The 12,617-nt window shown below is 33.0% G+C and carries 10 protein-coding genes and 1 pseudogene; 2 read left to right on the forward strand and 9 right to left on the reverse strand.

Annotated elements, in window-relative coordinates:
• From JFU20_RS02390 to JFU20_RS02400, 3 genes and pseudogenes are all read right to left on the reverse strand, one after another.
• Window positions 1-183, reverse strand: a pseudogene (locus JFU20_RS02390) (M4 family metallopeptidase); the annotation flags it as partial.
• A gap of 682 nt (window positions 184-865) precedes the next feature.
• On the reverse strand, window positions 866-2,812 hold the full coding sequence (locus JFU20_RS02395) for a bifunctional metallophosphatase/5'-nucleotidase (protein ID WP_002013303.1): 1,947 nt from the start codon (window positions 2,810-2,812) through the stop codon (window positions 866-868).
• Between the two features lie 576 nt (window positions 2,813-3,388).
• Entirely contained in the window at window positions 3,389-3,904 is a 516-nt protein-coding gene (locus tag JFU20_RS02400) for a DinB family protein (protein WP_001091627.1), read from the reverse strand.
• A 536-nt stretch (window positions 3,905-4,440) separates the two neighbouring features.
• On the opposite strand from JFU20_RS02400, the gene secY reads away from it, so the two are divergent.
• Window positions 4,441-5,745, forward strand: coding sequence for a preprotein translocase subunit SecY (secY, locus tag JFU20_RS02405; protein WP_002069884.1), 1,305 nt, complete (start codon window positions 4,441-4,443; stop codon window positions 5,743-5,745).
• Window positions 5,746-5,800: 55 nt separating this feature from the next.
• Here the strand turns inward: secY and JFU20_RS02410 are convergent, their stop codons facing one another.
• From JFU20_RS02410 to JFU20_RS02425, 4 genes are all read right to left on the reverse strand, one after another.
• Window positions 5,801-6,142, reverse strand: coding sequence for an NUDIX hydrolase (locus tag JFU20_RS02410; protein WP_002165724.1), 342 nt, complete (start codon window positions 6,140-6,142; stop codon window positions 5,801-5,803).
• Between the two features lie 60 nt (window positions 6,143-6,202).
• Window positions 6,203-6,868: a TetR/AcrR family transcriptional regulator gene (locus JFU20_RS02415; RefSeq protein ID WP_201038291.1), complete on the reverse strand. Its 666-nt coding sequence runs from the start codon at window positions 6,866-6,868 to the stop codon at window positions 6,203-6,205.
• Window positions 6,869-6,892: 24 nt separating this feature from the next.
• A complete protein-coding gene (locus JFU20_RS02420) occupies window positions 6,893-8,056 on the reverse strand; it encodes an FAD-dependent oxidoreductase (RefSeq protein WP_002013306.1) in 1,164 nt (387 codons plus the stop codon).
• A gap of 217 nt (window positions 8,057-8,273) precedes the next feature.
• Window positions 8,274-9,191, reverse strand: a complete 918-nt coding sequence (locus JFU20_RS02425; RefSeq protein WP_201038292.1) for a DMT family transporter — start codon at window positions 9,189-9,191, stop codon at window positions 8,274-8,276.
• Window positions 9,192-9,339: 148 nt separating this feature from the next.
• Between JFU20_RS02425 and pdxR the strand changes: the two genes are divergently transcribed.
• The gene (pdxR, locus tag JFU20_RS02430; RefSeq protein WP_201038293.1) at window positions 9,340-10,779 is read left to right on the forward strand and encodes a MocR-like pyridoxine biosynthesis transcription factor PdxR; all 1,440 of its coding nucleotides are present in this window, start codon (window positions 9,340-9,342) and stop codon (window positions 10,777-10,779) included.
• Window positions 10,780-11,119: 340 nt separating this feature from the next.
• Here pdxR and JFU20_RS02435 read toward each other — a convergent pair whose 3' ends face one another.
• Entirely contained in the window at window positions 11,120-11,542 is a 423-nt protein-coding gene (locus JFU20_RS02435; protein ID WP_002136501.1) for a DUF3995 domain-containing protein, read from the reverse strand.
• Between the two features lie 158 nt (window positions 11,543-11,700).
• On the reverse strand, window positions 11,701-12,234 hold the full coding sequence (locus JFU20_RS02440; RefSeq protein WP_002085377.1) for a TetR/AcrR family transcriptional regulator: 534 nt from the start codon (window positions 12,232-12,234) through the stop codon (window positions 11,701-11,703).
• Between the last annotated feature and the right edge of the window lie 383 nt (window positions 12,235-12,617).

Consider the following 12,617-nt stretch of genomic DNA (forward strand, 5'->3'; position numbering starts at 1 on the left):
TACTACATTCTCTGGTGTTTTTTGTGACGGTTGTGTAAGTTCACCTGAACGGAATGAGTCCTCCTGAATTTGAACTTGAAGTTGATCTGTTTCCTCTGCATGACCTATTCCGTATGGTGCCACAGCTGTTAAAGCTAATCCTGTTGTTAATGCTACTTTAGTTAATGTCTTTGTGTTTTTCATTTTTTCACCTCGTATAATTTTTGAAATAGAAAGCTTGTACAAAGTATACTGTCTATTTATGTCGAAAAAAAGAGAAAATACAAAATTTATGTAATATTATGCAAAATTACATATATGTGGTCGATAAAAAAATGAGCCCTTTTAGGTGCTCATCCAATTGGTTAGTTGTTAATTATCTATATTTATTCTAATCAAAGTACACTTATATCTTATTAACAACATAAAAAACCACTCTTTACTATTTTAAGAATTGTAGTTAAATACTTTAGTGAGGCAACGCATATACAAGTAAGATTTTTCAATATAATTTTGTTATTTATGTCTATAGCTGCATGGATTGTAACGTTTTGAGTCTGCTGAAGTCTTATATGAGTTTCAGGCTTTTTTATCTTGTCAAAAATATCTTTCAAAGATAAATTTGTCTCCCCATTTAAATATAGAAAAGGACATATCTATTGCATGTTATTAACTTAAGGTATGTTCTTTTAAAGCATATTATAAATATACATAGTGAGAAATGAAACAATAATTATTCAAATGAAAAATCCCCTGAATTTTTAAAGCGATTTAGGGGATTTTTTACCGATGATTCTCTATATTTCCATACCGATCACAAACTTTTTTAGGATAATGGTATGTCCAAGTTTAATAGTTTTTTGCACGAGAGCCATCTTTTTTATATTTATTTAATTATCCTACTAAGTTTTTTGTAAAATTCACCTTTTCTTTTTACATGATTAAACTGATTTGGATTAATATTAGCTTTTTGTGAGAGTGCTACAATCTCTTCTTTTGTAATTGAATCTTTAGTATTTATAGATGCTATATTTGTATATTTTCCATCTTCTGTTTTTGGGATTTCTAAAATCCCTTTATTTACAAGATCAACTACAGCCTTATGCTCTGAAGAATGTGTATCTACACCAGTAATTTTCCAATTATGCATAACTTTTGGCGTGTATACACCGTTCTTTACCTCTTTTAAATATGTAATAGCAAGGTTACGAATGGTTCCACCTGTTTCTCCGAATGCATTCTCTTGTTTAGATGACCAAGTTTGTTCAAATTTACGTCCCTCTAAAGCTCCCCCTTTTGCCTGAAGAGCCTCCATTCTATACGCATTCATTCCTAGCGTCATAACATCGCTCATTTTGATTGGTTTATTTGTACGAATAGAGCGTAAATTTGTAATTCTACTACCATATGGTTTTGTTAAGTCAATTTCGTATTTTACGCCTCCAAAGAAATCGTTCGTACTGTATTTAGACGCACGACGGTTTTTATCAAAGCTAACTGTTACATCTCCGGCACGAGATGAGTTAAAATATCCTGCTGCCCATTCCATATAGTCTTTTAAATCTTTTCCAGTTATCTTATATACTGTAATTTCTCCCAAAGCATATTGATAATTATAAGCAATATCTTTCTTCTTTATAGGACCTATATCCAAACGGGCATAATCATTATCAATTTGATGGGCTACTACATCCGCCTTACTGTAATGGAGCATGACTTCATGAAAGAAATCTGATAAAGGTGTCTCTTGAATCTGCACACTTGAAATACCCTTTATTTCATTTTCAGGAACAAGGTTTCTACCCTTTAATTGGGCGACTACAACATTTGCATCTCCTCTCGCATACTCATGAAAAGGTGTTAGTGTTTCTTCAAGTGTAGAATCAGATAATACTGTAGTTCCATCAGCATTTTTTACAGGTATAGCGGTAGCTGTTTTATCTTTTAAAACAAGCTTCCCATCTTGCTTTGTAAAAGTAAGGTCAATACGTGAAATATGCGTTCCGTATTTATCTGGTTCTGTAATAATTACGCCATTTACAACTTCTTTTTTTACAAGTTTATGCATATGAGCCGCAAAAATAGCGCTTAGTTCCGGACAAGCATTCGCGATATCTTGAACACCAGTACCTGGGATTCCATTCTCATTTTCTAGTCCCATATGCATAACCCCTACCATTACATCTACTTTACCTTCTAATTCTTTAATTGCCTTTTTTGTCTCTTCTACTGGATTTTTCACTACTAAACCATCCAAATGATCTGTCCCTTTTTCAAAATCACTAATCATTGGTGTATTCATGCCAATAATCCCGACTTTAATTCCACCTTTTTCAACAATCGTATATGCAGGAAGAAAACGCTCTCCATTTTCCTTATAAATATTTCCTGCTAACGTCTTTCCCTTATATTGCTCACTAACTTTTTTCAATGTATCTAATCCAAAGTTGAATTCATGATTTCCAAATGCCCAGGCGTCATATCCCATTGTATTCATTGCTACCATCATTGGCGATTGTGGCTTATCGTTGAATAATTCTACTGAGTTTCCTTGAATTGTATCCCCGGCATCTACTAATATGGTGTTTGGATTTTCTTGACGTACCTTCTTTATAACCGTATAAAGCTGCGTCAAACTTCCACTCATATTTGCTCCATCAAGCGCATAATCCCAAGGCATAAATCTACCATGAATATCTGCAGTACCTAACAATGTAATATTAACTTTAGATTCCTCAGCCTTAGAAATAGCTGGTTTGACTGTTACTGCTGTTACAAGAAGCATAAGAATAATAAAATTGCATACATAGTTCTTCCATTTCATTTTTTGCATAATATCAATATTTCTCCCCTTTTTGTACTGTCATAAAGTTGCTTGAACTTTAAAAATATAACTTGTTATTCAGAAAACTTCAACTGCAAAAATAAAGAGAATAAAATGCATATATCCCTTAATAGAATTATATTTTATCGTTTTCTGACAAAATACTTATTCCTCAAACGCGTGAAAGGTGCTTACCCAATGGTAGGTGTAAGAGTACTTTCAAAAATTTGGACATATAGCTCATTTCCGAAAATCATTATAACTTAAAGATATAGTGTGTAATGCTGATTACATTTTCGGATTTCATTGCCAATTTATTTCCTTCTAAATGAAAATGCTGAGATCACTTCCAAAAATAATAACCCCGCTCTTCATTTAAGACGGGGTTACACTTATACAGCAAATCGGATTCAGATTTTTTTCAAATGTTCGTTTCCTCTTCAGGAGTAAAATCTGCTAGTTTCGTATTTTTTCTGCTTATTGGTTGCTTTCAACTAAATTCATCATAATTTTAATCAGGACTTGTATTTTATCACTCGAATCCTTGATGCTATCCCAAATCGCTCAATAAATAGATAATGATTTTTACTTTTCAACTCCACAAAGCAATTTTATCTCTTTAATTTGTTCTATATGACGCTGTTCATGCAAATAGATCAGTTCTATCCACTGATCAAGAAGTAATTCTCCAAGAGCTGGATGCGTCACTGATTTTTTCGCTAATATAGATTCATCTTCTATTGTACTCAGGAAACGCATCAATTCTTTTCTAGAGTCGTTTAACAAATCAACCATTTGCTGCACTTCAAATGGTTCTATACTTGGTTCAATCATTTCTGGGGCTATAAATTTTATCGATCTATCTAATAAAATAGTGTGAATTTCTTTACGCTCATTTAAGATACTATCCATCTTTTTTAATCCCGATGAAATAACTGTTATAACTCTCTCATCTAATAAAACTAAGTGATGACAAACTTGTGCTATACTCCATTTATCCTTATCTGGTTTCCTATTAAATTGAGCATCACTTAACAAAGTAATTTCCTCAAATAATTGATTTCTAGTTTCATAAAACTTGTCATTTACAAATGTATTCATGTGAATTCTCCTTTCGCTAGAACCTACATACTTAAATTCCTACGCTAGAAATATTCTCTATGGAAAAAAGATTTTCCTTCACTATTATTCCAATCCAATCTTTTCTTTCTTTAGTAGGTTCTCTAATTCATGCTGAAATGTATGAGTTCTCTCAACATCCTTGAAGATTTCCTTGAGGTTATTATGCGCTACAGCTACATCATAATACTTTCAACGGAATCCTTTCAATATAACTACATAAAACGTTCCTAATTATCAATCTAGCATTAAATATATGTAAAAAATCACTCTATTCATTCATTTTTAATGCTTATGTATGTACATTTGTTAATTTATTAGTTATATTATGGGTATTGAATGATTACGAAAAGTTAATAAACCGCTTGTATAACACCTTATATTTTTATATCCGTGAAAACTACAAAATGTATAAAATTCCATTTGTCAAATGAATTTAATGCGGAAGGAGGTTTGTGGTTACTTCATCGGGATATAATAATCAGTTTTGAACTGATAAAAATATAGGAGGCGACATAATGTTTCGTACGATTTCAAATTTCATGAGAGTAGCTGAGATAAGAAACAAAATTCTTTTTACACTAGCGATGCTAATTGTTTTTCGAATTGGCACGTTTATTCCAGTTCCTCATACTAACGCAGAGGTATTAAAAGTACAAGATCAAGCCAACGTTTTAGGTATGCTAAACGTATTTGGCGGAGGAGCACTGCAACACTTCTCAATCTTTGCTGTAGGTATCACACCATATATTACAGCTTCTATCATTGTACAATTACTACAAATGGACGTTGTACCTAAATTTACAGAATGGGCAAAGCAAGGAGAAATGGGCCGTAAGAAATCAGCTCAATTTACTCGCTACTTTACAATCATTCTCGCATTCATACAATCCATTGGGATGTCTTATGGTTTTAATAATATAGCAGGTGGACAATTAATTACAGATCAAAGCTGGACTACATACTTATTTATTGCGACAGTTTTAACTGCTGGTACTGCATTTTTACTTTGGTTAGGTGAACAAATTACCGCTAATGGCGTTGGTAATGGAATCTCAATGATTATCTTCGCAGGACTTGTTGCGGCGATTCCGAATGTCGCTAATCAAATTTATTTGCAACAATTCCAAAACGCAGGCGATCAGTTATTTATGCACATAATAAAAATGGTTTTAATTGGACTCGTAATTTTAGCGATAGTTGTTGGTGTTATTTACATTCAACAAGCTGTTCGAAAAATACCGATTCAATATGCAAAAGCTGTTTCAGGAAACAATCAATATCAAGGAGCAAAAAATACTCATTTACCTCTTAAAGTAAATAGTGCAGGTGTAATTCCTGTTATCTTTGCTTCAGCCTTTTTAATGACGCCGCGTACAATTGCGCAGCTCTTCCCTGATTCAAGCGTATCTAAATGGATAATTGCGAATCTTGATTTTGCACATCCATTTGGAATGACACTTTATGTAGGTCTTATCGTTGCCTTCACATATTTCTACGCGTTTATTCAAGTGAATCCTGAACAAATGGCTGAGAATTTGAAAAAGCAAAACGGATATGTCCCGGGTATTCGCCCAGGTAAATCTACAGAACAGTATGTAACAAAAATTTTATACCGTTTAACATTTATCGGTGCGATTTTCTTAGGAGCAATTTCAATATTACCACTTGTATTTACAAAAATCGCTACATTACCACCATCTGCTCAAATCGGTGGTACAAGTTTACTAATCATCGTAGGTGTTGCATTAGAAACGATGAAGACGTTAGAAAGTCAACTTGTGAAGCGTCATTATAAAGGTTTTATAAAGAAAGTGAACTAATAAAAAAACACTAGATTTTAAAGATCTAGTGTTTTTTATTCTATCTGTATCTTTACTACCAAAAAAGCAGTTCCTTATTCTCACCTTCAATACATCTCTTAGCTGTTATAAAGAGTCTCATCATGATTTTATCAATAGTTAGATAATCTGGTACAAAGTCTTTTAATATAATTAATTTGTGACTAACAACTCTATTACCATCTTTTATCCCAAAGATTTTCACTTCTAAGTATTCTATTTTACCTAAAAGTAAATCTATACCTTGATATATTAGCACTTCAACCAATTCTTTAACCTCTTTGTTATCAGGGTTATATTGTGTAAGTTGTCTATTACTATCGTATAAAAAGAGATGTTGAAATTCATTAGCAATGTAGTTTGCAGACACAGATATCATATTTTTCTTTCAAAAAAACAGAGTGTCGCTCATTTAGCTCTCTATTTTAAACTAATTATATTATTGCGCATGTAAAATACCTTGCAAAACAACTTCTAATCCCCAACGGAATCGTTCTTCTCCACCAGATAACATATCTTCTTTTAGACTTACAATCATTGGATACCTTGCTGTATCTAAAGCCTCATACGAAGTACGAATTGGGTCAAGAGTGGTCCCTTTTTCTTTGCGAGCTGTTTGCTCATATGCGACCGAAGCAGCATATAACAGTAAAATATCTACTCCCCACGCCGATCCTCTTGCATTAACCCCACCTTCATGTAATTGACGCAAAATCTGTTCAGTAAGGGCTAAAGAATTTGGTCCAATTGGAATTGTCATTAAAGCTAATTCTGCCATTCCAGAAGAGTCGAATAAAATTCGAAAATATGAATGTACAAGTGCAAATAGCTCTTTTTTCCATGGTTCATTTTTCTCATCTGTTATTTCAATTTTCCCTAGACCATAATCTAATACATACGCTCTTAATTCATCAGCATTTTTTACGTATACATATAAAGAAGACGGCCCGGTATCTAATACTTTTGCAATTTTACGCATACTAAGGCCAGAAATACCTTCAGACTCTAATAGGTCATAAGCAGTCTTCACAATGATTTCCTTACTTAACGGTTCTTTTGCTGGTCGTGAACGACGACTAGTAATTGTATTCGTTTGTTCTTCCATAGTTCTCCTTTAGTAAATATATTTTTATTGTTGCTCATGAAGTTGATTCATAAGATTATACATTTTCATAGCAGCATCCTCTGAGAAACAAATCTCCAGATTATCATTTGACACTTCAGCGGATTGAGAAGAATAATCGTACATTTTTTCTTCATAACTTTCAATCGCTTTGTTCCAATCATCGTGTTTTATAAGAGACAATGCAAGCTCTGCCGCATCACGCATCGCAAGGTTCACACCTTCACCCGCAAATGGAGACATTAAATGAGCTGCATCACCAATTAAAGTAACACCAGGCGTACTTTTCCAAGTTAGTCCAACAGGTAACATATAAATTCGTCTAGGAAAAATCGCACCATCTGCACATCGAATATAATTTTTAAGTGTTTCATCCCAGTCTTCGAAATACTGTAGAAGTTGATGTTTTGCTTCTTCTAAATTTCCAAATGGAATTCCACAATTATCAAGCCATTTTTTATCTGTTCTAAAGCTTAAATATACGCGAATACTGTCATCTCCATTTAATTGCGCAAGAATTCCTTTATGCTCCGCAAGTGCAAATACTTTACCACGTCGATTGAATTTCGCCATCTGAGGATGATTTTTCGTTACATTTTTCAAATTCAATTCTACCATGCTAATTCCAGTATATTGTGGTATAGAATTTGTGACAAGTGGACGAATTCGAGAGAAGGCACCATCTGCTGCTACCACTAAATCAACAGTGTCTACGTGTCCATTTTCAAAATGCAGTTCATGTATACCATTTTCTACAGAAATGGCTTTTGTTAAGTTATAGCCCCAATGTATACATTCCGGATCAACAGAATTTAAAAGTAATTCACGTAAAGTGCCTCGATCAATTTCTGGACGATCCCCGCCATTAGGATCCGCTACTTCATCTAAATATATTTTTCCGTTCTTATCAAATAAACGAAAATCTTCTCCCTCATATCTAGCAAGTTCATTAAATTGTTCTAACAATCCTGCTTCTTTAAGCGTCTCTTGTCCGGAATCATGATGAATATCTAATGAACCTCCTTGTTGCCGAATCCATGGCGATGTTTCTCTTTCATATACGACACATTTTAAACCATGTTTCTGTAATATACGAGCTAATGTTAAACCTCCTGGTCCAGCACCTATAATTGCAATACGTTTTTCTCCTTTATTTTTTCTTTCCATCATTTATCACACCTTATATTTTATTGAATTACTTGTTTTATTTATAACATAACGTACACTGTTCGTAAAGTACATCGTTCGTTAATTACTAAGCAAATTATGTTAAACTTAATGTGTAAAAATAAAAAGCATGTTACAGGTCAGTAGTAACATGCTTTTTAAGTTAATAAAGTAATAATACTTTATTAACTTAATAGTCCAATGATTTCTTTTATATTATTTAAATTTCTTTCTTCAATAACTTCCCTTGCTTAAAATAGACGCCCAGCGTAGAACGATTTGCTAAAAATACACCAATCAAGATTAAACAAGCACCAATTCCCATTGTAGGATTTAATGGTTCTCCTAATACAAAATAACCTACAATAACAGCAATTAACGGAGATACATACAACCAAGTCGATGGAAATACTGGATTTGTTTTTGATAAAAGCCAGTAATATAAACCGTGTCCACCGATAGATCCTACAAATATAAGATATAAAATTGGCCATTGTACATTCCAAGATGTTAATACAGCTAAATTCGGCTGTTCCATTACAACAGATACAATTAATAGCAAAACTCCCCCATAAAACATTTGAATACCATTAATGAGAAATGGTGATACGTCTGGTAAATCTGAAAGTATTTCTTTTGAATGAATAGAACCAATTCCATAAAACAACTCTCCTACTAATATAACTAGGCAAGCGATACTCCATATGAATGTAAGCTCTTGATGCATTCCAGGTAACGAAATACAAAAAACGCCTATAAGTGCTATAACTAAAGCAACAAGTTGTTCTTTTTGCAATTTTGTTTTGTTTCGCCTTGATTGTAATAGCAAGATCATCATTGGGCCTGTAGCAGATAGAACTGCAGCTAATCCAGAAGAAATATATTGTTCTGCCCAGTAAAGGGTCGCGAATGTCATAAATGTTAAACAAAAACCAGCATATATAATACGTTTTGATAATAAGTAAGGCATAATATCCTTTCTCTTTAATTTAAAAATAATAATGAGAATAAGGCCCGCCAAAAAGAAACGAATTCCAGCTGAAAATAATGGTGGCGCGCCCGCTTCTATTCCAATTTTTATCGTTAAAAATGTCGTTCCAAAAATAATACATACTAAAATATAATTTAAAATGACCATTTTTCTTCCTCCTTTTTACTCTTGAAATGAGTATAGAGGATATAGTGTATAACAGTGTATCAACGTATATAACAGTTAAACAAATATGTAGTTGATTCCCTCCATGTTTTTCGCTTTAATTGAATTAAAAAGAAAAATAGGTGATTCTATGAAGATAGTACTGCGTAAAGAATCCAACATACCATATTACCAACAAATATATATGCAGATTTTTGAGAGAATTCAAAGCGGGATGCTTTCACATGGCGATTACCTCCCTTCTTTACGTTCTATGGCCGATGATTTGCAAATTAGTTTATTAACTGTTCGTAAAGCTTATAAACAGTTAGAAACGAAAGGTTATATACGAATTGAACAAGGAAAAGGTGCCTATATACATAAACGTGTGAATAAAGATTTCAAACCAATTCCGTATCAATGGCAACAAACGAAATCCATTAATGTTATGCGTTCTCAATATGTAATGAACCAACACCGTAAATATTTCGATTTTTCACAGGCGGTCCTTTATCCACGTTTATTACCAAATCCGTTTCTTTCAGATGAAATGCACAAACTACTTAATAAAGATCAAATGATACTAGCAACTTACGGACCTGTTCAAGGTGATAAAGAACTTAGAGTGGAAATAACAAACTACTTAAAAGAACACCAACAAGTAGTTACAGATCCATCTCAATTATTAATTACAAGTGGTGCCCAGCAAGGAATCGATTTAATCGCCCAAACATTATTAAAGCCTGGAGACATAGTGTTAGTAGAAAGTCCGTGTTATGGAGCGGCGCTTGATGTATTTGTTAATAAAGGAGTTCAAATTATCCCTGTTAGTCTTGATAACAACGGCATTCGCTCAGATTTAATCGATGATATTTGTCAAAGAAAGAATCCTGTTTTGTTATATGTGAATCCTACTTTTCAGAATCCAACGGGCACAGTAATGAGTAAAGAAAGAAGAATGGAACTTGTAGAACTAGCAGAGCTATATAACTTCTTCATTATTGAGGATGATTCTTTCGGAGAAATTTATTTTGAGGATTTTAAAATTCCCCCTCCAATAAAAAGCTTTGATACAAATGGTCATGTTATATATTTAAAAGGATTTAGTAAAACGTTAGCACCAGGTCTTCGCATCGCGGCACTTGCAGCTGAAGGACATATCTTTGAATGGTTATACGCTGTGAAGGCTTCTATGGATATTGGTAGCCCTTTATTAACGCAGAAAGCACTACTTCCTTTTTTACGAGCGGAACGAATGAAAAATCATTTAGAAAAATTACGTACAGCTTTACAAATTAGACGAGATTTAACAATTGGTATATTATCTCCATTAAAAGAATTAGAATTTGAAATACCTAATGGTGGATTTAACTTATGGGTTACACTCCCACAGTCAATCGATCCTTTTACATTATTACAAAAAACAAATGAAGTAGATGTTTCTTTTTTACCTGGAACAGCTTGTCTATTAAACCATGAAACTCAATATAATCATTTACGAATTAGTTATTCAATGTTAAATGATAAAGATATGTTGATTGGATTAGAAAGGTTACATGATACCATTGCTAAGTTTAAATCAATGATTTAAACTCCAAAACAACAACTAACCTATTATTCACACAATAAAAAACCAACACTTTAAAATTTTATTAAAAGTCAAGATATAAGCTGAACCTATTATTAATAGTGAATTCTTATCTAATGTCATACATTAGATTTATAAAAATTAAAAGGATAGAAGAGCTTGAATAAATTCGCCCTATCTATCCTCTTTTTAAACACAAATGACTAATCATAGCGGACTTCGCTGTCACCAGAACCCGTATTGCTCTATTGCTATGCTCAAACTTCTTTTTATTACTACTTGTTCAATAAGAGGTGTTTTCTTCCTGCATAAAATTTATTTTATAGGGGATTCATTATACTTATTAAAACAACAACATGATATAGACAAAGCCAAAGAATAAACATAATGGACTATAGAACCAAGTGTCGTATCTAGCAAACTGAGAATGTTTAATTTTTTTGAAAAATCCAACAAACTTAAAATCACCAATTGCCCTAACAATGAAAACTAAAGCACAGACAATACTTCCGATTTTAGATAAACTATTTGCTTCGAACCCCTGTAAATAACCTACTTGAACAACAATAATGACACTAGCTAATAGAATAAGAATGGCTACGAATAATGTTCCCCATATTCTCGGAGTAAAAGCAGGCTTATGTTCTCCCTCTTTTACTGGGATAACGGCAGCAGAACCCCATCGACCTCCAAAAGCCCAATAAATATGCAAAAAACTGATAAACCACAGAAGCCCCACAGCTACTACTATTAATAGTAATTTCATTTATTCGCCCCCAATTTCGTAACTTCAAAGATAACATACACTACCGTATGTTATAGTGAAAATTTTGTCCCTTCAGGTTTTATAACCATACTAGGGACATTTATTATCGAATAATCAATTATGCCTCAGCATAATTGCGTCCGGAGGCTTTACTTTTTTCAATGGATGTTTGGACACCCGCTGAAAGAAGTTAAAAGCTCAACCATTTTATCAATATCAAAATTAGGATTTGCTTCAAACCTTGTCATCCATCCTACATACGTTAAATAGGCAAGTCTCGCTCGATCAATTGATTCAGTTTCGTCTACGCCCATTTTTTGATACAATTTTGCAACACAAGAAATTCTTTGTTCTTCTATATCTACTAAACGTGTTGCCACAACAGGATCGTATTTAGCCCAAGCATAAATACCATTCTCAATTTTTTTATCTCGATTAAAACTAATCTGTAATAGCTGTTCTAAAGAGGCATCCTGTTGCTCCATACTTTGAACAATCAGCTTTGTTGCATGCACTTCCCAAAAGTCGAGCATAGAATCTAAAAGCTCTTGATGGTCACGAAAATAGTGATAGAAGCTTCCTTTGCTTATTTTTAGCAATCGAGCAAGTGCTTCAATGCGAACTTTATGTATACCTTCATTAGCTAATTGTTGTAATCCTACTTTTATCCAGTCTTCCCTCGTTAATTGCATATTATCTCTCCAATAAAATACGGTAGCGTATGTTTTACGTTAGATTACTACTATTCTCATTTTTTGTCAATTATTCATTCTGTTTAACTTTAATGTTGTTAATCGTAATATTGATCGTCATCACCCTTGATAAAATACAAGCACATACTAAATCAAATAGATTTTCTGTTTTGCCCAGTAAAATATCTTACTCTGCAAATTTCAAGAAAATTTGGATGGTCCACAGCCTAAAACCCTTGAATAAGCAGTTAGACCACTAAATTTTCCTGTATATTATTTTAAGTCATATTAGATTCACATGTATAAGGGATATATCAATGATTTTGTTGGTCAAGTATACAAACAATATAACATTCATGTAATAGAATATACTATATTACACG

The sequence above is a fragment of the Bacillus sp. TH30 genome (assembly GCF_016650875.1).
GTDB lineage: Bacteria > Bacillota > Bacilli > Bacillales > Bacillaceae_G > Bacillus_A > Bacillus_A mycoides.

Excerpts from the sequence above, each read along its gene's own strand:
- JFU20_RS02395 (WP_002013303.1), bottom strand. The coding sequence starts at position 2,812 with ATGCAAAAAATGAAATGGAAGAACTATGTATGCAATTTTATTATTCTT.
- JFU20_RS02400 (WP_001091627.1), bottom strand. The coding sequence starts at position 3,904 with ATGAATACATTTGTAAATGACAAGTTTTATGAAACTAGAAATCAATTA.
- secY (WP_002069884.1), top strand. The coding sequence starts at position 4,441 with ATGTTTCGTACGATTTCAAATTTCATGAGAGTAGCTGAGATAAGAAAC.
- JFU20_RS02410 (WP_002165724.1), bottom strand. The coding sequence starts at position 6,142 with ATGATATCTGTGTCTGCAAACTACATTGCTAATGAATTTCAACATCTC.
- JFU20_RS02415 (WP_201038291.1), bottom strand. The coding sequence starts at position 6,868 with ATGGAAGAACAAACGAATACAATTACTAGTCGTCGTTCACGACCAGCA.
- JFU20_RS02420 (WP_002013306.1), bottom strand. The coding sequence starts at position 8,056 with ATGATGGAAAGAAAAAATAAAGGAGAAAAACGTATTGCAATTATAGGT.
- JFU20_RS02425 (WP_201038292.1), bottom strand. The coding sequence starts at position 9,191 with ATGGTCATTTTAAATTATATTTTAGTATGTATTATTTTTGGAACGACA.
- pdxR (WP_201038293.1), top strand. The coding sequence starts at position 9,340 with ATGAAGATAGTACTGCGTAAAGAATCCAACATACCATATTACCAACAA.
- JFU20_RS02435 (WP_002136501.1), bottom strand. The coding sequence starts at position 11,542 with ATGAAATTACTATTAATAGTAGTAGCTGTGGGGCTTCTGTGGTTTATC.
- JFU20_RS02440 (WP_002085377.1), bottom strand. The coding sequence starts at position 12,234 with ATGCAATTAACGAGGGAAGACTGGATAAAAGTAGGATTACAACAATTA.